The 21,039-nt window shown below is 33.3% G+C and carries 16 protein-coding genes; 3 read left to right on the plus strand and 13 right to left on the minus strand.

Annotated elements, in window-relative coordinates:
- Positions 1-12: 12 nt before the first annotated feature.
- The 10 genes from GCQ56_RS07100 to GCQ56_RS07145 form a co-directional block, all read right to left on the minus strand.
- Complete coding sequence (locus GCQ56_RS07100; RefSeq protein ID WP_152733721.1) at positions 13-990, minus strand: FecR family protein; 978 nt, start codon at positions 988-990, stop codon at positions 13-15.
- 63 nt (positions 991-1,053) lie between these two features.
- Positions 1,054-1,626 carry an RNA polymerase sigma-70 factor gene (locus GCQ56_RS07105; protein WP_152733722.1) on the minus strand — a complete coding sequence of 191 codons (573 nt, stop codon included), beginning with the start codon at positions 1,624-1,626 and terminating at the stop codon, positions 1,054-1,056.
- 209 nt (positions 1,627-1,835) lie between these two features.
- Positions 1,836-3,002, minus strand: a complete 1,167-nt coding sequence (locus GCQ56_RS07110) for a DUF819 domain-containing protein (protein ID WP_152733723.1) — start codon at positions 3,000-3,002, stop codon at positions 1,836-1,838.
- 109 nt (positions 3,003-3,111) lie between these two features.
- Positions 3,112-4,362, minus strand: a complete 1,251-nt coding sequence (locus GCQ56_RS07115; protein WP_152733724.1) for a DEAD/DEAH box helicase — start codon at positions 4,360-4,362, stop codon at positions 3,112-3,114.
- Between the two features lie 72 nt (positions 4,363-4,434).
- Positions 4,435-5,427 carry a lysylphosphatidylglycerol synthase transmembrane domain-containing protein gene (locus GCQ56_RS07120; RefSeq protein ID WP_152733725.1) on the minus strand — a complete coding sequence of 331 codons (993 nt, stop codon included), beginning with the start codon at positions 5,425-5,427 and terminating at the stop codon, positions 4,435-4,437.
- A 55-nt stretch (positions 5,428-5,482) separates the two neighbouring features.
- Positions 5,483-5,896 (minus strand): DUF5655 domain-containing protein, encoded by a 414-nt coding sequence (locus tag GCQ56_RS07125; RefSeq protein WP_152733726.1) that lies wholly within the window; start codon positions 5,894-5,896, stop codon positions 5,483-5,485.
- Positions 5,897-5,944: 48 nt separating this feature from the next.
- Positions 5,945-7,438 carry a carboxypeptidase-like regulatory domain-containing protein gene (locus GCQ56_RS07130; protein ID WP_193323734.1) on the minus strand — a complete coding sequence of 498 codons (1,494 nt, stop codon included), beginning with the start codon at positions 7,436-7,438 and terminating at the stop codon, positions 5,945-5,947.
- A gap of 104 nt (positions 7,439-7,542) precedes the next feature.
- Positions 7,543-8,556, minus strand: coding sequence for a FecR family protein (locus GCQ56_RS07135; RefSeq protein ID WP_152733728.1), 1,014 nt, complete (start codon positions 8,554-8,556; stop codon positions 7,543-7,545).
- Between the two features lies 1 nt (position 8,557).
- Positions 8,558-9,112: an RNA polymerase sigma-70 factor gene (locus GCQ56_RS07140; RefSeq protein ID WP_152733729.1), complete on the minus strand. Its 555-nt coding sequence runs from the start codon at positions 9,110-9,112 to the stop codon at positions 8,558-8,560.
- 233 nt (positions 9,113-9,345) lie between these two features.
- Complete coding sequence (locus GCQ56_RS07145) at positions 9,346-10,647, minus strand: carboxypeptidase-like regulatory domain-containing protein (protein ID WP_152733730.1); 1,302 nt, start codon at positions 10,645-10,647, stop codon at positions 9,346-9,348.
- A 233-nt stretch (positions 10,648-10,880) separates the two neighbouring features.
- On the opposite strand from GCQ56_RS07145, the gene GCQ56_RS07150 reads away from it, so the two are divergent.
- Positions 10,881-11,588 (plus strand): hypothetical protein, encoded by a 708-nt coding sequence (locus GCQ56_RS07150; protein WP_152733731.1) that lies wholly within the window; start codon positions 10,881-10,883, stop codon positions 11,586-11,588.
- Between the two features lie 51 nt (positions 11,589-11,639).
- Here GCQ56_RS07150 and nadA read toward each other — a convergent pair whose 3' ends face one another.
- A complete protein-coding gene (gene nadA, locus GCQ56_RS07155; protein ID WP_152733732.1) occupies positions 11,640-12,566 on the minus strand; it encodes a quinolinate synthase NadA in 927 nt (308 codons plus the stop codon).
- A gap of 105 nt (positions 12,567-12,671) precedes the next feature.
- Positions 12,672-16,037 carry a two-component regulator propeller domain-containing protein gene (locus GCQ56_RS07160; protein WP_152733733.1) on the minus strand — a complete coding sequence of 1,122 codons (3,366 nt, stop codon included), beginning with the start codon at positions 16,035-16,037 and terminating at the stop codon, positions 12,672-12,674.
- A gap of 174 nt (positions 16,038-16,211) precedes the next feature.
- Here GCQ56_RS07160 and GCQ56_RS07165 point away from each other — a divergent pair, with 174 nt between their 5' ends.
- Together GCQ56_RS07165 and GCQ56_RS07170 are read left to right on the plus strand one after the other, a co-directional pair.
- Positions 16,212-16,967: a copper homeostasis protein CutC gene (locus GCQ56_RS07165; protein WP_152733734.1), complete on the plus strand. Its 756-nt coding sequence runs from the start codon at positions 16,212-16,214 to the stop codon at positions 16,965-16,967.
- Between the two features lie 15 nt (positions 16,968-16,982).
- A complete protein-coding gene (locus GCQ56_RS07170) occupies positions 16,983-19,616 on the plus strand; it encodes a transglutaminase domain-containing protein (RefSeq protein ID WP_152733735.1) in 2,634 nt (877 codons plus the stop codon).
- Between the two features lie 76 nt (positions 19,617-19,692).
- On the opposite strand, the gene GCQ56_RS07175 is transcribed toward GCQ56_RS07170, so the two are convergent.
- On the minus strand, positions 19,693-20,874 hold the full coding sequence (locus tag GCQ56_RS07175) for a phosphopentomutase (protein ID WP_152733736.1): 1,182 nt from the start codon (positions 20,872-20,874) through the stop codon (positions 19,693-19,695).
- Between the last annotated feature and the right edge of the window lie 165 nt (positions 20,875-21,039).

The raw sequence follows: 21,039 nt of genomic DNA on the forward strand, positions 1-21,039 counted from the left end.
CTTTTATGAGATTTAGTTCCTCTTCTCGGAAATAATGAGATGTTTTCCCCTTTTTACTGTTGTTACATTAAGTTGTAATTCCAGTTCAGATATCACACTATTAATACGTTGGTTGTTGAATGTGCTGCTAAAATTCAGCGTATCAATTCTTTCGCATTTGTTTGTGATTTTAATGCCATAATAGTCCTCAATGTATTTAAACACCAATGGCATTGGTGTTTTTCTGAATCTTAGAACTCCAGTCTTCCAGGTATCAAAATTTGGTTCATCGTTTACCGATTCGGTGATGGTAGAATCATGCAAGATTCCTTTTTCACCTTTTGTTAGGAAAACAACTTTCTTCGTTTTTTGATCGGTAAGACTCACCTTTCCTGAATTAACAGTTACAATGGTTCTTCCTTTCTCATCGTTGCGAACATTAAAGGCGGTACCAAGTACTTCAATAATCGCATTTCCAGAAGTTATTATAAATGGTTTGGATGGATTTTTTTCTACTTCGAAGTAAGCTTCACCTTCCAATATTACATTTCTTGTTTTTGAATTGAACTGATTTGGATACACCAAACGACTGTTCTGGTTCAAATGAACTTGTGTTCCATCAGCCAAAAGAACCTGATCTTTTTTCAGTTTTGTTTTTTGCTGAGCCAATTTGCCAAAGCCTGGTGTGGTTTGATACAAAAATGCAAAGCTTAAACTTATCAGAATTACAATTGATGCTGCATAGCGAATATATACACTTAGTTTTCTGACTTTAGCTTTAGGGGCAGTTTTTGCCTTTACTAGTTTCCAGTCCGCTTCAACATCAATCTGATTAAAGATTTCAATTTCTTTACTCTTTTCCCAAATCTTACGCATCTTTTCAAAAGATTCTTTGTTTTCAGGATTTGAAGCCATCCATTTTTCGAATGTTTTTACATCCTCTTCCGAAGCCTTTTGATTTAAAATGCTTAATAATATTTGCTCGTCGATATGTTGTTTGTTTTCGTTCATTTCGCTTTTCTATTAGTAAGACAAGTAAGTTTACTGTCACACGTACTTAAGAATTTAAAAAAATCACATTTCTTTCATGATCCATAAAATCAGCAAGCTAGCTAGCATTGGTCCAATCTTATTGCGCAATGTTTTTAATGCCTTGCTAATTTGTGTCTCTACTGTTCGTTTCGATATCTGTAACTGATCGGCTATTTCCTGATTGGTAAAGCCATCGAATCGATTCAATTTAAATATGCGTTGACACTGTTCAGGCAATTCATCAATGGCTTGATACAACTGATGTTCTAATTCGGTTTGCTCTAAAATTTTATCAGCACCAATACCCAAATCCGAATTTAAATACTTGATATTTTCATGGTGCTTGGCATGTGTACTTCTTTGTCGAATTACATTTAAACATGCATTTCGAACCGAAGTGTACAAGTGTGCTTTAGCCGAAGTATGAATTTTAACCGTTTCCTTGTGATCTATTAATTGAACAAAAACATTTTGAACAATTTCCCGAGCATCATCCAAATCGGTTAAAAACTTATTTGCATAAGCAGTTAATACAGCATAGTGTTCTTTAAATAATTCTTCAATTCGTCTCTCCGTAAGCAATTCTATAGAATTGGTAGTAGGGCTTTGTGTCATTGATATCGCGCTTGTGTAATTTTGTTTTATTCGCCTTGCTTCTTGATATTTCGAACAGGTATTTATCAGATGGTTAATTTAACATTTTTATTCCAATATTTCCTGCATTCATATATAAGACAATCATATCTTACGACACACGTACTGTATTCAAAAAAAAAGCTCTGCATTACTGCAAAGCTTTTCAAAATATAATTTTTCTAAAATATTTAACTCAAATATATGGCGATGGATACACCAATAAAAGTACCAATTACATAGCCAAGAATTCCAACCAGAATTCCTGGTGTTACCAATTTCTTTTGTCCCATCGAAGCTGCCATAGGAGCTGCTACTGATGGTCCCATGATGTTCGCTGCTGATGAGATTACAACTTCGTAAACATCCAGTTTGAATAGTTTTGCCAAGGATAGTAGAAATACAAAGTGGAAAAGCATAATAGCTAAATAGAATGCCAATACCGCCGGTCCAATGCTAAAAATCTGTTGTATGTTGGTTGCAGCACCTATAACGGCTAAGAAAACATACATCATCCATAAACCAACCGAGAAAGCGGTGTCTTCAAGTGGACGCAGTAGCTTAGGAAATAAATTGGCAGCTAAAACTGCAAGTACAGTGATTATTAGAATGCTTAAGTTGATATCGGTTTGTAGTAAATTTTGTAGAAATGGTGCAATTATACTTCCTAATCCAGCAATTAAGGCTGCAATAAAAACCGATACCGCAATACGTTCCATAGTCATCGGAAAAGTTTTGCTGTCACTCTTCACTTCTTCGATCTGATTTTCTTTTTTAGGCTTCACAAAAAATCTTGATAGAAATAGGAGAGAAGGAGTTAAGAAGAGAAACAAAGTATACAGGTTCGACACGAAGTTGTCAACGGCAATAGTTGCTGTAAACAATGGATTGGTACTAAAATTTAAGGCTTCGGCTGCTGCAATAAAGTTTACGCTACCTCCAATTAAGGTGGCTGCAATTACACCAGCAGTTTTTCCAGAATCGGGTCCCAAACCAATTAGTCCAAAAGCTATAAAACAACCTATTACAATTCCAATTGCTCCTAATATATATGCGACGAGTAGTTTTCCACTCTCCTTCACAATTTTTACAATATTAGAGCTAAATAACAGCATCGGAATAGATATGGGAATGAAATAGGAGAATACCAAATCGTATACTTCAACTTTTATATTTGGATTGGAAGCCACGGGAACAACTCCAGTCATGGCAAGTAGCGACATGGATATCATGGTAACTAAAATTCCTGATAATTTACCAAACCATTTTTTGTGTTCGGAGTAAATCCCAAAGGCTGCAGCTCCTGTTATCACAAAAAACAATACAATGTTATTGTCAGGAGAGATGAAAGATTGCATAGGTGTATATTTAATAGTGTGTAACGAATATATTTTTCTTTTTTGCTAAATGCAAAAAGAAAACCTCAAACTTTAAATAGTTTGAGGTTAAATTCTGATTTATAGGGAATTACTTTTTCTTTTTCTTCGATTTTTTCTTTTTGGGTTTATCCATGAACTCATCTGCTTCATCCATTAGTTCTTTCAAACTCTTCGAATAATCTTCTGAGAAATCGATGGTTGCAGAATATTCATTGTGACTAACATCCATAACTTGAATTTCGCCTCCAAGAAATTCTTCAATGTCGGCTAGTAACTCTTTTTCGTTTGTTGGGCAGCAGAATGAAATGGCAATTCCTTTTTGAACACCACGACCGGTTCGACCAACACGGTGAACGTAATTTTCTGCAACATCAGGCAAATCGTAATTTACAACATAATCTACATTCGGAATATCAATACCTCGGGCAGTTACATCTGTTGCAATTAGAATTTTCACTTCGCCAGACTTGAAAGCTTCCATGGCTACCAAACGGTCTTTTTGCTCACGATCACCATGAATAACCTGAGTTTTAACTCCAACACGTTCCATTGCTTTGTGAACTCTTTCGGCACGAACTTTAGTTCTAACAAACACAAGAATTTTACTCTCCTCGTGTTCTTTCGCCATTCGTTCCAAAAAGAAACGTTTGTCATCCATATCAACATTTACCAAAGAGTGTTCTACATTTCGAGAAACAGGATCTTTTGGAGAAATTTGTATACGAATTGCTTTTCGAACTAAAGAATAGGCTAGTTTTTTAATTTTTGGAGTAATGGTTGCCGAAAAGAAAAGGGTTTGTCTGTTCTTTGGTAAGAATCGGATTAAATCCTGAATGTCTTTAATAAAACCTAAATCCAACATGTGGTCGGCTTCATCCAAAACAAGCGTTTCAATTTGATCTAGTTTGATATATCCCTGACTTACCAAGTCGAACATTCTACCAGGTGTAGAAATTAAAATATCAACACCTTTTTCTAATTTTTCTATCTGTGGATCCTGATCTACACCACCAAATACGCATAAACTGTTTACTTTGGTGTGTTTAGCAATTTCCTGAAACACTTCGGTAATCTGAATGGCTAGTTCTCTTGTAGGAACCATAACCACACATTTAATGCCTTCGCTTCGTTTGCTCTTTTTGCTTTTGTGAATTTTATCGATAACAGGAATGGCGAAAGCTGCTGTTTTACCGGTTCCGGTTTGTGCAATTGCCAGCACATCTTCACCTCTTACAATTGGCGGAATGGCTTTATATTGAATATCTGTAGGTCTTTTAAATCCAAGTGATTCAAGGTTTTTCTTGATATCTGGAGAAAAGCTATATTGATTAAATTTCATGACTTGCTACTTATTTAGTGGGCGCAAAGATAATTCTAATATATGAGTTAGATAAATGTATTTGGTAAGGAATTATTTTTTTCCTTCTCTCATTTCACTCCAAAATCGAAAATAACCATATCCTCCCAATACAATAGTTCCTATAAATGTAAGGCCATTAGAGAGGATTCCAAAACTAATACCGGCATTTGCATCGAGTTGATAAGCTAAAAATAACTGAAGTAAAAAGAAATGAGTAGTTCCTATGCCACCGGGACTAGGTAAAGCCCAACCAAGTCCACCTATAAATAAAATTACAATGGCAAATGTAATAGGATAAGAAGCTGTTTCGGGTAAGCACAATAAATAGGTGTAATTTAAAAGAACTAATGAACACCAAATTAGAATGGTAAGAAGGATAAATTTGAACCTTTTTTTCAATAATAATCCATGTTTTAAAGAAACGAACATGCTTTGTAGGAACCCAATAAACTTTTTAATGACAGCTTTCTCTGATTTTTTTAATCTCTTAAAACTAAGAACGAATAATAATCCAAAAACAAGTATCGCGACAGGGAAAGCGTAAATATAACGATAGCCGTAGATATGCGATATACCACCTAAAGTAGAATCGAGTATTTCTTGTAAGCGATCCAATTCTATCCAGAAAATGGTAAATACTCCTACACCTAGTATTAATAAATCATAAGCTCTTTCTGCCATTAAACTCCCCATTGAAACAGAAACTGGAACTTTAGAATTCTTTTGAAGAGATGTACAGCGAAGTATTTCACCCAATTTAGGCGTGAAACTATTTACGAAATAGCCAATTAATATGGATGTTAATACTTTATCGGATTTTGGTTTTTCTCCAGATTCCTCTAGGAGCAGTTTCCATCGTAATGCTCTTAAATAAAATACGATGAATAAGATTAAAAAGCTTAATAGGATAAAGAAATAATCTGAATTGGCTAGGCTTTCCCAAACGGCAGTCAAGGGTTTTTCTCGCAATGTTAAAAATAAGAAGATTGCACCAATTGAAATTCCGATTAAGTTTTGAAATATTTTTTTGAATGATTTACTCATGAATTGTGATATCAATAAACTGAAAAGGTATAGAAATGGTATGCAAAAATAGAAATTATATTTTTCTAATTGTCAAATATGCTTCTTTAATCCAAGCTTTCAATTGACTGTCTATTTCCGCAGGTGATACAATTGCCAGACTGTGTAAAACTCTGTTTTTAGAAATTCTTTTGCATTTGTATACAGGAAATTGATCTTCCTCCCGATTTAATTGATATTCAAGGATAAATCTATCTTTTCTAGGGTAAATGGATAAAAAAGTTGCACCAATTTTAAATAGAATACAGGTCTTAAGATAAAGGATTTCAATTTTTTCGAAAGTATTTAAATAAGTATGAAGCATTTCAAAAGTCTCCAAAATTTTTGAAGACATCTTATCGGTGTGAGTTTCTTTAGTGGTAATATAACAAGAATGATACTGATTGGAACCAGAAAGTACTCTTTTGCAATTTGGACATGTCCAACTCATAAAAACAATTTATTTGTTCGAGTTGAATATACAAAATGAGTTTCAAAACTATTTACTTTCAGAACTTCCCAATGCAACTTGCTGCATGCTATTGTTAATCCTTTTTAGAGCATCTTGTATGCTTTCTTCCGGATGAATGTAATTTTTATCTCCCCAGAAATTCTTATCATAAACATTTTTGTAGTTGGAGAATATTGTAGATGGATGAATGGTTTCTCTACTCTTGTACTTAATTACATTTTCAGTTTTTGTATTAGTGGTAGCCATTTCGAATGAGGTAGAAAAGGTATTCGAAAATAGTCGCTTTCTATTTTTCACTTTGAATTTTAGGTTGCCCAAGGTGTGATTCAGATAATATTTTCCGTTGATGTTACGATAACTAACTATATAATCAACTACTTGAGGCTTTACTTTAGTTTTATTACTTCCCTTAATAATAAATCTATTTCTAAGTTCATTTAAGCGGTGACGCTCATAACCAAATTCTGCTCTGATTATGGCCAAGTTATTGGTTTCAATGTATAATTTTCCTTTTAATAAAGGTGTGTTTAAGTTCGGTTTAGGTTGAAATTCAATAACGTATACAGATTGATTATTGAATGTGCTAATATCAGCCAAGCGATATTGATAAAAGCTCATGAATTCAGGATCAAGAAACTCAGGTAATTTCTTAATAATATCCAAATGCAGACAGCCTTGAATACCTCCTTTTAAACGAAAGGAAATTGTATCAAGTCGCGAGACATCGTATATTTTTCTACTTTTAAATACCTTTACTCTGTCTGACAAATCATTTTTTTTGTAAGAATTCTTATAGATATCCAGAACTGATTCAGAATAGATCATGTACTTTTTATTCTTTAGTACAGATTCTCGATAAAAGGAGGTTAGGTTAGTTGGTTTTTGTGGGTAATTTTTTGAGATATTACCAACAGATGCTTTAATAATTGATATTGGATCATTATTCCTGATAATTACTTCCTGGAGAGATATGAAATTCTCTTTTAATGATACTTGAATGGTCTTATCAGAAATTTCAGAAACAGGAATCTCCTGATTTTTAAATCCTACATATGAAAAGACCAAAGTATCATGAATATTTTTCGACGATATGGTTAAAGAAAATTCACCATCCTGATTGGTAATGGTACCAACATGTTTTCCTCTTATACCAACACTTGCATAAGGCAGAGCTTTCTTTTCGGATTCATCAAATATAATTCCTTTGATTTTTTTATAAGAAATGTAAGGAATAAGCTTTTCAGTTATAGTTTGTTCGTTTTTAAATCTTACAGGCACAATAACAATATGTCTGTCAGCGGTATGGAAATTAAGTGTTGAATCTGGAATTATTCTCCTTAAAATAGTGCGAATGCTTTCATTTTCAGATAAAAGGTTGATGTTTTCCTTAGATTTAAACAAATCAGAATTATAGGTAAAAAAGCAGTTGCTTACTTTTGAAATACTATCCAATGCAGAGTCAATACTAATATCCGAACACCGAATTGATATTTTTTTATCTAATATATTTTCTTGAGCCAAGAGTGTAATATGTATCAAGCACAAAGTAAGTGAGAGAATGAGGTATCTCACTTTTTGAGGTATCGAATTACTATTTGATCTGTTTTGATACATTAAAATCAGTCTTAATTTCTTGATTTAATTACAATTTGACTTCCATTTTTCTCGTACGTTAAGTTGTAGGTTAGGCAAATATTATCCAGAACTCGGTTCAATGGATCATTATCGTAAGCGGTGTTAATAGGATTCTTTGCAATACTATCGTTTTCAAATTTAATGCTAACCTGATAGGTTCTTTCAATAACTTTGGCAACATCCTTTAATTGCATTTCCTTAAAAATCATTTTATGAGTTTTCCACGATAAATAATTATCATCTCTGATAACTGTTTTTTCAATGGAATTTTCAGAAAGAATACCAAAATCTCCTTTTTCCAGAATTAAGGAATTGGTTGGATTTTTAATTCCAGAGAACTGAACTTTACCAGATTCAACCAGAACTTCAACTTTACTATTATTAGCTATTACATTAAATGATGTTCCTAAGACTTTAATTTCAGCACCTTCAGCTATAATAATAAACGGTTTTTTAGGGTTTTTAACGATATCAAAAAAAGCTTCACCGCTTAGGTAAACCTGACGTTTTTCTTTTGTAAATCCTCTTGGATATTTTAATTCTGCTCCACCATTTAATGTGACTACAGAACCATCGGGTAGAGTAATGGATTGGCTGTTGCTATTCATTTCCAGAGCATATGATTTGTAACTGGACATATACTTATTATATGCTGAAAATGAAGCAAGACCAAGACCGATTACTATTACAATCATTGCAGCCAATTGCAATACTTTTTTGAAAGTAAAATTAGCTTTAATTGAATTGTTTGATTGATTATAGTCTCTTTTGGAAATTTTAGATTTTACGCTTGTCCATGCATTATCTGCATTAAAATTTGTTTCAATTTCTTTTAATTCATCTATTAAATCAAGATCCTTTTCCGATGCCGCAACTATTTGTGCATATTCCGAATTCGAATCAATCAATTTTTCAAACGCAATCCTCTCTTCGATACTCATTTCACCATTCAGGTATTTTGAGATCTTTTCCCATTCAATGTTATGTGATGTTTCGTTTATCATTTTATAGCACAATTATACTAACGTAATCTTTTAAATTTTTTCGAAATGCTTTTAGTGCTTTTCCCATATTTGACTCAACAGTTTTTATCGAGATGGAAAGTTTATCCGCAATTTCCTGGTATTTTAATCCTTCAAATCTACTCATTTTAAAAATCTTACCACACCTTTCTGGTAAATTTGAAAGTGTATTTTGAATAATACTCTGTATTTCCTTTTCTTCAATCAATTGATTGTTTTGAAAATTATTGGAACTACTATTCTTAACGTATTCTTTGTATTGATTTTTTAAGCCTTTTTTTCTTAAATGTTGTAAGCTATTTAAGTAAGTTGCCCTGTATAAATACGATTTTAACGAAGTATGAATGTTAAGTTTTTGTCTGTCTTCCCAAAGTTTGCAGAATAATTCCTGAACAATTTCTTCAGCCTGACTTGAGTCCTTCACAAACTTTAATGCGTAATGACAAAGCATTGGGTAATATTGTTTAAAAACCTTTTCAAACTCATTTAAATCTCCTTTTCGAATCCTGTGTAATATAGTGTTTGTATCTTCCAACATTCTGTTATAGTATTCCCATTTTATAAAGTATAAGTTCTTTCTAAGATAGGATTTTTAGTCTTTAAACCCTTGTAATATGCTCAAGTTATTCCGGGTAAAAAGTATTTATTTAGATAAATAACTCATTTATAGAATAGAACCAAAAGAATCGAATTATTAATCTAATTCCCCAATTAAGATTTTTCGATTCTTTTGATTTTAAATAATGAGTTTAGGTTCCTATTATTTTTTTACTATCTTGATTTGCGCTTCAATTTTCGAATTGCAGATTCAATTGATTGATCAGGCTCAATAGTGTTATGAGCTCCCCAGAAATTTTTATCAGCGAAATTGCTAATTTCTTCAACCATTACCTGATTCTGCTTAAACTTCTCATAAGATTTAAATCGAACCACATTGTCAGCTTTTCTGTCGGTGATGGCTAATTCAGTCATTGCTGAGTAGTTTGTATTGAATAATTTACGCTTCCAGTTGCATTTGAAATTAATTTCACCTCTTGCGTAGTTGAAGTACCACTTCCCATCTGATTCATAGTAATTCACAATGTAGTTTGCTGATGTTGGTGTAACTTTCACTCCTGAAGGTTTTCTTTTAATGAATAAGCGACTTGCTTCCTTTTCATTTTCAAGATTCAAACTAAATTTTGCACTTGTTAAAGCCAAGTTATTAGATTCAACATATAACATTCCGTAATAAAGAGGAATATCAATGTCCTTTTTCTGCTTAAATTCAATTACATAATGAAGTTTTTCATTGATTTTTGTAATCGAGTTTAGACTAAAATCATAGCTTTGAAGAAAATCATGAGACAATAAATTGTAAGGATTTTTTACGATATCCAGTAAAAGTGTAGTGTTTGGACCTCCCTGTAGTTTAAATAGTAAGGTATCCATTTTCTTAACATCCTGACTCATTCGTCCTTTGTAAATTTGCACCTGATCATTTTTTAGTTGCTTGTATCCTGATTTATGGATATTAACAACAGCTTCGGATATTGCGACGTAGGTTCTGTTTTTTCTTACTGTTTCTCTATAAAATCCTTCCATCATGTTAGGATCCATAGAGTAATTTTGACTGATTTTCTTTAGAATACTACGTACTAACAGTTCTGGATCTAAAGGGTAAATATTGATTTGATCAAGAGGAACTGTTGCTGTTTCCAGAGCAAGAACATTTCTTTTTGGCTTAAGTGAGCTAATGTCAACTTCAAGATTTTTATAACCAATATGACTAATTTCAATTTTACTTACTGGAAGATCTTTAGCAACCTTTAATAAGAATTCTCCTTCGTTATTTGATACCGTTGCAACATTAACTCCTTTTACTGCAATTGTGGCAAAAATTAAAGGATCTTTGGTTTTTTTATCTTGAACTTTTCCTTTGTAAACATTGTACTTCAATGTGTCGATCACATGTTGTACCTTTTTCTTCTCTTTCTTTCTTTTAAAGTTACCTTCAGCGGCAAAACTGTTAATTGATAAGAATAAAAGTGCCGAAAGCAGAATCGTAAATCTGTAGGTTAATTTTGTTTTCATGGCAATATATTTTTAATTAGAATATTATTGAATAAAATATGGAATAACGATCGCGAAATTTCCTGTTTCTATATCTATGATGCATGGAATGAAATGTACCCTATCTAAAATTTCATTTATTTCCGATTAATTCATTTAATTGAGAATTCTACAATATTTCAAGAGCAATTATATTTTCGTTACTTGATAAATATGGATTATATTTAACGAACCAATAATATTAATCATCCCACATGAAAGTAGATTTTTGTAAAGAAGATATGGTATTGAAAGTATTTCCAACGGTAGGAGGTTGCTTTCAGGAAGCCTGGAGTATTTTAAGAAGTAATTTTCTAATATTATTGCTTGCTGTTATTGTTGCCGGTTTACTTGATATCCCAATGGGATATGAACAAATATTTAATCAGGAAAAAGAATCGTTTTCGGTGGGAATGTCTTTGTTGGGCATTTTTGGTTTTGCCTATTACATACTAATTGTAACTCCAATTAATTATAGTGTTGATTGGATGTTTTTGCAATCAGTAAGAAAGAAGGATCCTCAATTTGAAGAAATACTTTCCGGATTTAAGAAATACTCATTTGTGATTTTGAGTCATCTATTAGTAATAGGTATTACGGGCTTGGGTATTGTTCTTTTGATTATTCCTGGAGTTTATATGATTTGTAAATTGGTTTTTGTGCCTTATTTGGTAATGGAAAAGAATGTGGATCCAATTCAAGCCGTAAAATTGAGTTATTACCTAACCAAAGGATATTTTTGGACTATTTTAGGTATGGGAATTCTATCATTTTTCATTCTAATTCTTGGGTTTATTTGCCTATTTGTAGGAGTTTTTGTCTCCATAATATGGATTCATTCAGCATTTGCAGTTCTTTACAAAGCAGTAGAAGAGCTTCATTTTGAGGAAGCTTGTGAAAATGCTGGCATACAACTAACTTAAAATAAAAAAGCCATCACAATAGTGATGGCTTCAATTTTATATTTTATTGCTTTAAAGCTGCAGTTGCTTCGACATGTCTAGCATTTTAACAATTGGAGCTTTTGCATTTTTCATGATATGATCTGGAAGCGTAATTTCTGGCGTTTCGTTTTTCAGTGCCAGATATATTTTCTCCATGGTATTCAATTTCATATAAGCACAATCGTTACACGAACAGGTTTCATCGGCTGGAACAATTAAAAATTCTTTATTAGGAGAATCTTTCTTCATTTGATGTAAAATTCCTGTTTCAGTAGCTACTATGAACTTTTGAGCATCACTATTTTGAGTATATTTTAGCATTGCTGTAGTTGATCCAACAAAATCTGCTAACATTAAAACAGGTTGCGGACATTCAGGATGAGCAATTAGTGTTGCATCTGGATTTTCGATTTTCATTTTCATGATCTTCTCAGCAGACAGAATATCATGAACTTCGCAAGTACCATCCCAAAGAACCATATCACGACCAGTTACTTCGTTAATGTAACGACCCAAATTTTTATCAGGAGCAAAAATAATCTTCTGATCTTTTGGTAAAGATTCCACCAATTGCACTGCATTTCCAGATGTGCAAATTAAATCAGAAAGCGTTTTAATTTCAGCTGAACAATTGATATATGAAATGACCATATGATCTGGATATTTAGCCTTGAATTTTGCAAAATCCTCCGCTGGACAAGATTCTGCTAAGGAACAACCTGCTTCCAAATCGGGTAGGAGCACTTTGGTATTTGGATTTAATATTTTTGCAGTTTCCGCCATAAAATGAACGCCTGCAAATAAAATAATATCGGCATCCACTTCAGTTGCTTTCTGAGCTAGTGCCAAACTATCACCTTTGAAATCCGCTATCTCCTGAATATCTGGTGTTTGATAATAGTGTGCTAAAATTACAGCATTTTTCTCTTTTGCCAGTTGAAGAACTTTATCTCTCATCAATTCTATTTTTGCTTAATCTGTTGGATAAATACAGATGCAAATATCCTTAAATTATTGAGAAATTCAAATCAAACACCCATGTTTTGAGAGATTCTAAGCCATTTAAGAATTTGAAAGTGTAAATGAAAAAACACTTCCTTTATTTATTTCACTCTCAACTTTAATTTGTCCTCCATTAATTTCAACAAATTCTTTACACAAGAGTAAGCCCAAACCGGTGCCTTTTTCTCCGGAAGTACCAGTTGATTTAAATTTTAAATCAACTCTGAAAAGCTTCTCAATATTTTCTTTTTCAATGCCAATTCCCTGATCTATAACTTGTATCTCATGAAAATTCTCTTTTGGATTTACTCTAATAGTAATTTGGCTTTCGGCATAAGAGAATTTTAGTGCGTTATTCAATAAATTTCTTAAAACTGAACTACACATGTTTCTATCGGCAATTACAGACAATTCTTCACAACATTCATTTACTAGTTTAATCTGTTTTTTATCCGCAGATGTTTTATACAAATTCACCGATTCACTTATTAAATCGGATAAATTAAACACTTCAGGAATGAATTGAATTTTACCGGTTTGTGATCGGGACCAGGTTAATAAATTTTCAAGTAATGTGAAAATGTGCTTAACCGATTCATGAATTTTTCGAATTCCAGTTTGTTTCTCATCGTCATCAACCATTTCATAGTTTTCATGTATCATTTCGCTAATGGAAAGTAAACTGGTAAATGGGTTTTTCAGATCGTGAGATATAATTCTAAAGAACTTGTTTTTTGTATCGACCAATTCTCTTAAATTTTTTTCCGACTCCTTTAAATTTTGATTGGCTATTTTAATTTGTTCGTTTTGTGCACTTAAGAGTTTATTGGTTTTTCGGTGAAGCAAAAAGCGATAAACAAATGCTAAAAACAGTAAGCCTATAATTATCTCAAATAGAATGAACCACCATGTAAGATAAAATGGAGGATGAATAAGTACGATCACATCTTTGGGTTGTTCACTCCATTTTCCGTTTGGATATTGTACGATTACCTGAAATGTATATGTACCTGGTGAAAGATTTGAATAAGAGGCAAAATTTCGTTTGTTGGAGTAAACCCATTTTTTTTCAAGTCCTTTTAGTCTATATGCATAATTGATTTTATCAGGAGATAAATTCGATAAGGTGGAAAATTCGAAAGAGACAAATCGATGCTCATAATCCAATTCAATACTATCGGTGTATGCAATACTTTTTGAAAAGGAATAAGAGTCATTTTCTTCCGAGTAGAAAATTTTATTTGTGTTTGACAATTCAGAAGAAACTTCAACAGGCTGTCCGTGTATTTCTAATTTTGTTAAGGCAACTTCGTGTTGTACATCTTGTTTGTACTTTTTGTTGGGATTGATATAATTCAAACCATAAACACCACCAAAATAAAAGATTCCACTTTTTCCTTTATGAAAAGCACCTCCATTGAATTCATTACTTTGGAGACCGTCATGGATATCAAAATTATCACAGGAATAATCTTTCAATGAAAATTTACAGATTCCTTTGTTTGTACTTAACCAAAGGGAATTGTTTTCATCTTTGAGTATTCCATAAATCACATTGTTGGGCAATCCTTGTTCTGTACCAAAATGTTCAAAATTACCCGTATTCGAATCGAAACGATTTAGTTTGTTATTTGTGCCAATCCAAAAAATACCATCCTTTTCTTCTATCATCGAAAAGGCAACATTATCTGATATTCCATTATCTTTATTTATTGAAAACTGATAGTTTGTGAATTCCTTTGTGCTTTTGTTGTAGGAATTTAATCCACCACCATATGTTCCAACCCAAATTAATCCTTTGGAATCTTCAAATATCAACGAATAAACAAAATTGCTCGAAATGCTATTCCGATCAGTATCGGAATGTTTAAATTGTGTGAAAGTTTCTGTTTTAGAATTAAATAAATTTAGACCATTTTGAGTACCAACCCATAGTAAACCTTCACTATCTTCAAAAATTACCCGAACCGAATTGCTACTAAGGGAGTTCGTATTGTTAGCGATATTTGTATAGTATTTTCGTTTTCCAGTTTTAGGCTTGAATTTGATTAAGCCGTCGCCATCGGTTCCTATCCAAATGTTTTGCTTGCTATCTTCAAAAACTTTTCGAATAGCGGTGTGATTTCTTTTTGTTTTTTTTCTAAAATCGTAATGAACAAAACTGTCACGAGTGATATTGTATTTGCTTAGTCCTTTATTGTTGGTTCCTATCCATACATTATTTTGCTTGTCTTCCCAGACCGACCAAATAAAATTACTAGGCAGGCTGTTTTCACTTAATGGGTTATTTTTAATCAGGTTGAATTTGTGTGCCTGTGGATCGTAAATACTGATTCCAGCGCCAAAAGTTCCTATCCAAATTAATCCATTTTTATCCTCATAAATACAATTGATGGAATTCTCGGATAGGCTTTGAGGATCTGCAGAATTGTTCTGATAGTGATGTTTTTTATCATCAAATCTAAAAACTCCTGACCCATATGTTCCGAACCAAATATCTCCTGAATTGCTATAAATTATAGGTTTGTTCGTGTTGATGGAGAGACTATTAGTAGCTTCAAATGATTTAACTGCCTTACTGTATTCTAGTACCTTATCTCCTTTTCTTAGTAGGGCATTATCTGTTGAGATCCATATGGTAGCCAAAGAGTCTATCAGAATATTTTCAATGTTTGTATCTTCTAGTGCTTGTTCTAAAATTTTAAGTTCCGAATCAAGAGTATAAACTCCATTATTACTGCCGATAAGAAAATTATCACGGAACTTTGTGATACATTGAACACTTAATACATTATCGGAAAACTTTATTTTTTTGAATTTATTATTTGCTGAATTGAAATGGTAAAGACCACTTTGAGAACCGATGAGAATGTTGCCATTTACTAGTTGATGAAAACAATTTACACGATCTTGAATTCGTTTGGAATTATTAAATTCTAACATTTGTAAATTCTCTAGATCAATACAATTGATTCCTTTTAATGTACCAATCCAAAGTTTCCTGTTTTCACATTCGAATATCGTAGTAATCGTATCATTCACAAGTTTTTTGCTGTTGCCAATACCTCTGAATTGTGTGAATTTTTCTTTTACAGGATCGTATTGGGTTAAGCCGCCCCTAGAACCGAACCACAATTTACCATTACTATCTTCATGTATTTGTTCTATCCATTTGTGTGAAATGGTGTTTTCATTTTCAGGAGTACTTCTGTAGATTTTGAAATTTTTACCATCATATCGATTTAAACCATCTTCGGTTCCAAACCACATAAAGCCTTTAGAATCCTGAAAAATACAGTAAACTGAACTTAGAGAAAGACCTTCGTTAATGGTAATACGCTTAAATCGAATATTATTTTGTTGAGCCAGCGTTTGTAGAAATAATAGAACGCAGCCTAAGAGTAGGATGGGTTTGTTTAGGGTCATAAGTGGGTTTTGTTTGTTTTTGCAATTGTTACAAATTAGTGAAAAAAATATGGTTAGCGTAATTATTAGATTTAAAGATTGTTAAATTGATTCTTTAAGAATTATTTTCGAAAACTTGGGGATTGTTTTGTAAGTGGATACTTTTAGGCTTTATTATCTGAGAAACCATATAAAATGAAAGCTAAACTATTAGAAATTTGCTGTTATTCTGTTGAATCAGCAATTATCGCAGAGGAATCTGGTGCAGATCGAATAGAGTTGTGCGCAGGAATATACGAAGGAGGAACAACACCAAGCTTGGCTACAATTGAATTAGCTAAAACTTTAGTTACTATTCCCATAAATGTGATCATTAGACCCAGAGGTGCTGATTTTTGTTATTCGGATATTGAATTTGAGTGCATGAAAAAAGATATAGAAGCATGCAAAAAGATTGGTGTGAATGGAATTGTTTCGGGAATTTTATTACCTGATGGGAAAATTGATACTGAAAGAACAAAGGAGTTGATAGAATTATCAAAACCATTGAGTTTTACTTTTCATAGAGCATTTGATATGGTGGAAGATCATTTACTTGCTTTGGAACAATTAATAGATCTTGGAACTGACCGTATTCTTACTTCTGGTGGAATGCAAACTGCCGATGAAGGTGCTGATTTATTGAAGGATTTGGTGGCATTTTCGAAAGATAGAATTATTATCATGCCTGGAAGCGGAGTGAGTCATTCAAACATTCAATCTTTATCAGATACAACGAAAGCTAATGAGTTTCACTGTTCTGCCAAAAGTTTAGTGAAAAGTAAAATGACATATTTGAATCCCAATATAAATATGGGGGGAGAGAGTAGTATACCTGAATTTGAATATTACGAGGCAGATTCAGAAAAAATTCGTAAAATTGTATCCATCCTAAAAGCCGAGGACCGTTAACTAATTAAAATATTCATGAGGAAGTTATTCACTCTTCTTTTATGCCTCAGTATTCTCTGTGGCTGTACCGACGTACACTTTATTCAGGATGCGAATTATCGTTCAAAAGTTGCAAAACGTTTCGAACATAGAAAGGAATTAGCAAAAAACAGATCGCATCAGTTATTTGATGTATTCAATCAGGATTTGAGTACTCAAGAAAAAGAGGCATTGCAATTTTTATACGCATACATGCCACTTTGCGATTTGGCAGATTATGATGGAGAGTTTTTTTTTAAGCAGGTGAGAGCTTCGTTTGAAGCCAAAGATAGTTTTAGTTGGGGAAATGAAATTCCCAATGAGCTATTCAGACATTTTGTGTTACCATATCGTGTTAATAATGAAAATCTGGATTCTGCAAGAATCGTATTTCTTAAAGAGTTGAAACCAAGACTACAAGGCTTGAGTATGAAAGAAGCTGCCTTGGAAGTGAATCATTGGTGTCACGAAAAGGTGAATTATGCACCTACAGATATTCGCACAAGTGGACCTTTGAGTTTGGTAAGAACCTCTTGGGGAAGATGCGGCGAGGAGTCAACTTTTACGGTTACCGCTTTGCGGGCAGTAGGAATTCCTGCAAGACAAGTTTATACGCCACGCTGGGCGCATTCCGATGACAATCATGCCTGGGTAGAAGTATGGACAGATGGAAAATGGTCTTATTTGGGCGCATGTGAACCAGAGCCTGATTTGAATATGGGATGGTTTACAGAGCCAGCCAGAAGAGCAATGTTAGTACATACCAAAGTATTTGGCGATTATCAAGGAAATGATGAAGTGGTAAAGCGATCGGATAATTTTACTGAGATTAATGTGGTAAGTAACTACGCTGATGTAAAAAAGGTATTTGTAAAAGTAATTGATACATCAGGGAAAGCAGTTAAGAATGCTAGAGTAGATTTTGGCTTGTACAACTATGCGGAGTTCTACCCAATAGCCAGCAAAAATACAAATGAAAAAGGTCTTACCTTTCTTACCACTGGTTATGGTGATATTTTGGCTTGGGCAGAGAAAAATGGCAAATATGCAGGTCATAAACTGAATGTATCTTCAACAGATACCTTGGTGTTGGAATTGGGTAAAGGATTTTATGGAGAGAAGCAGGCTGAATTCAATATGGTTCCTCCTGAAGAGAAAAAGCCATATTCGGTTGATGCCAGCATGAAAAAACAGAACGACATTCGTTTGGCTTATGAGGATAGCATTCGATTTGCCTATCGAACAACATTTATTGATTCAGTTTCATCATCTGAATTGTCTAAATCAAAGGGCTTAGATTCGGATATTGTTTGGGATAAATTCAAAAAGAGTCAGGGAAACTGGAAAGCAATTCAAAAATTTGTTGAGAATACTAATGATGCAAATCGAGAGTATGTATCTATTCTATTGGAATCAATTTCTAAGAAAGATTTACGTGATACAAGAACTGACATTTTACTGGATCATTTGAACAATAGTTTAGCCGAGTTCAATCTTACAGATTACTCATCGAAAGATATTTTTATTAACTACATATTGAATCCGAGAATTAAGAACGAAGGATTAATTGCTTATCGAGGATTTCTACAAAAAGAGTTTGTTGGAAAGTTTGAGGGAAGTAGAAACGAGATAGTCGATCAGATTAAAGATTGGATTTTAAAAGAAATTCAAATTAACGAAACGGAAAACTATTACAATTTGCCCATAACGCCTAAAGGTGTTTATGAGTTAAGAATGGCAAATGCAGAGTCGAGAGATGTATTTTTTGTTGCTTTAGCTCGTAGTTTAGGAGTTCCATCAAGATTGGAACCAGCCGAGAAAACACCACAATATTTCGATGGTAAAAAATGGATCAACGTCTATTTTGAAGCACAGAAAAATAGTCAACCATTAATGGGGAAAGTGCAATTGAAATTTAATTTGAAAGAGTTTAATCCAATGTACTACGTTCATTTTAGTATTGGGAAATTGATGAATGGCAGATATGAAACTCTTGACTTCGGTTGGGGCAAGAAGTTTACAGAATTACCAAACCAATTAGATTTAGAAGTAGGAGAATATCGATTGGTAACTGGTAAACGCGGTGCTGACGGAACGGTTTATACCCATTTGAATCATTTTAAAATAGCAGAAGGAGAGAAGGAGTTACTTTCATTGACATTTAGGGATCCTGAAGTGGAAAGTAAGGTTCTTGGACAAATTGATCTGAATGAAACAGTTCTTGATTCAAAATCCAAAACTATTCCTCTGTCGCAGTTGAAGAAACAAAATACCATTTTGTTAATGTGGTTGGAACCAGGAAAGGAACCTACACGTCATTTAATGGAAGAGTTTAAGGATGCGAAACCGAAATATGAGAATTGGGACGGTCATATCGGAGTTTTACAAGCAGAAGGAATTCAGGCAGAGGCGATGAGTGAAAGTTTCTTTAAAAATATGCCAGAAAACTATTCGGTGTATAAAGATTCGAAGGATAGCTTGCTTTCTGCAGTTAAGGCTGAATTAGGAATTTCTGGAAAGATTCAAAAACCATTGTTATTGGCATTGAATCAGAAAGGTGAGATTATTTTTACATCCAATGGGTACAAAATTGGAGTGCATGAACACCTATTGAAAAGGTTGAATAAATAACTGATACATGATATAATAAAAGAGCCGTTTCGAATTCGAAACGGCTCTTTTTATATTCTGGTCTATAGAGTTTTTTCTAGTTGTAAAGTTCTGCAGCAAAACTACCATCAACTTTGCTTCCAAGAACCAATTCTTCAATTGTTGCAGCAATATCTGCAAAAGAAGTTCTTGTTCCCAAATTGATGTTCTTTTTGATATTTTTACCGTAAACCATAACTGGAATGTACTCGCGAGTATGATCTGTTCCTTTGTAAGTTGGATCGCAACCATGATCAGCCGTAAGAATCAAAATTTCATCTTCTTTTAGCTTCTCCTGAATTTGTGGTAAATACTTGTCGAATTCTTCTAAGGCAGCCTTGTATCCTTCAGGATTTCTACGGTGACCGTAAACCATATCAAAATCAACAAGATTAGTAAAGATCAAACCTTTTGTGTCTTCTTCTAAAGCAACAAGAGTTTTCTCGATACCATCTACATTGTCTTTGTTGGTTCCTCTTGAATCTGTAATTCCTTGTCCTGCAAAAATATCTTTGGTTTTACCGATACCAATTACATCCAAACCATTCTCTTTTAAACGATCTAACATGGTTGGAGCTGGAGGAGTTACTGAATAATCGTGACGATTGGCAGTACGTGCAAAATTTCCTTCTCCACTTCCCAAATAAGGACGAGCAATTACACGAGCAACCGGCTCAAGTTCCGAACAAATTTCAAGAGCAATTTCACAAGCTTTGTACAATTCTTCTAAAGGAATAACTTCTTCGTGAGCAGCAATCTGAAAAACAGGATCGGCAGATGTATAAACGATCCAGTTTCCGGTTTTCATTTGCTCTTCTCCGTATTCGTCAAGAATTGCAGTTCCAGAAGCAGGTTTGTTAGCCATTACTTTTCTTCCGGTTCTCTCTTCGAACAAACGAATGGTTTCTTCTGAAAAACCGTGTGTATATGTAGGAAATGCTTTCTCTAGTTTTACACCGGCAATTTCCCAGTGTCCTGTGGTTGTATCTTTACCTTTAGAAGCTTCAGCAGCTTTTCCAAAAGCACCATTTGCATTAGTTTCAGGAGCAACACCCTTTATATCGGTAATGTTACCCAATCCTAATTTTTGCATGTTTGGCAAATCAATGCCACCGCAATGTTTAGCAATATTTCCAATTGTATTGGAACCTACATCACCAAATTCTTCTGCGTCAGGTAAATATCCAACACCTGCGCTATCTAGTACTACAATAGTAGCACGCTCAATTTTTGGAATCATAAACTTGTGTTTTTTAATGTATTTTGAAAAATACAGATGATGGGTTGTCTAGGTAGTGCAACAAAGGTAATATAAGCATTAATAATGTGCAATGATTACTGCTTAATAAAAATCTATAAGCGTTAAAATAACTTAATGTTATAGATAAATAGAGATTCGAAATGC

It is taken from the genome of Marinifilum sp. N1E240 (genome assembly GCF_009295825.1).
In the GTDB taxonomy this organism is placed as follows: domain Bacteria; phylum Bacteroidota; class Bacteroidia; order Bacteroidales; family Marinifilaceae; genus Marinifilum_A; species Marinifilum_A sediminis.

Excerpts from the sequence above, each read along its gene's own strand:
- GCQ56_RS07150 (WP_152733731.1), top strand. The coding sequence starts at position 10,881 with ATGAAAGTAGATTTTTGTAAAGAAGATATGGTATTGAAAGTATTTCCA.
- GCQ56_RS07160 (WP_152733733.1), bottom strand. The coding sequence starts at position 16,037 with ATGACCCTAAACAAACCCATCCTACTCTTAGGCTGCGTTCTATTATTT.
- GCQ56_RS07145 (WP_152733730.1), bottom strand. The coding sequence starts at position 10,647 with ATGAAAACAAAATTAACCTACAGATTTACGATTCTGCTTTCGGCACTT.
- GCQ56_RS07135 (WP_152733728.1), bottom strand. The coding sequence starts at position 8,556 with ATGATAAACGAAACATCACATAACATTGAATGGGAAAAGATCTCAAAA.
- GCQ56_RS07175 (WP_152733736.1), bottom strand. The coding sequence starts at position 20,874 with ATGATTCCAAAAATTGAGCGTGCTACTATTGTAGTACTAGATAGCGCA.
- GCQ56_RS07115 (WP_152733724.1), bottom strand. The coding sequence starts at position 4,362 with ATGAAATTTAATCAATATAGCTTTTCTCCAGATATCAAGAAAAACCTT.
- nadA (WP_152733732.1), bottom strand. The coding sequence starts at position 12,566 with ATGAGAGATAAAGTTCTTCAACTGGCAAAAGAGAAAAATGCTGTAATT.
- GCQ56_RS07140 (WP_152733729.1), bottom strand. The coding sequence starts at position 9,112 with ATGTTGGAAGATACAAACACTATATTACACAGGATTCGAAAAGGAGAT.
- GCQ56_RS07120 (WP_152733725.1), bottom strand. The coding sequence starts at position 5,427 with ATGAGTAAATCATTCAAAAAAATATTTCAAAACTTAATCGGAATTTCA.
- GCQ56_RS07125 (WP_152733726.1), bottom strand. The coding sequence starts at position 5,896 with ATGAGTTGGACATGTCCAAATTGCAAAAGAGTACTTTCTGGTTCCAAT.
- GCQ56_RS07105 (WP_152733722.1), bottom strand. The coding sequence starts at position 1,626 with ATGACACAAAGCCCTACTACCAATTCTATAGAATTGCTTACGGAGAGA.
- GCQ56_RS07165 (WP_152733734.1), top strand. The coding sequence starts at position 16,212 with ATGAAAGCTAAACTATTAGAAATTTGCTGTTATTCTGTTGAATCAGCA.
- GCQ56_RS07170 (WP_152733735.1), top strand. The coding sequence starts at position 16,983 with ATGAGGAAGTTATTCACTCTTCTTTTATGCCTCAGTATTCTCTGTGGC.
- GCQ56_RS07110 (WP_152733723.1), bottom strand. The coding sequence starts at position 3,002 with ATGCAATCTTTCATCTCTCCTGACAATAACATTGTATTGTTTTTTGTG.
- GCQ56_RS07100 (WP_152733721.1), bottom strand. The coding sequence starts at position 990 with ATGAACGAAAACAAACAACATATCGACGAGCAAATATTATTAAGCATT.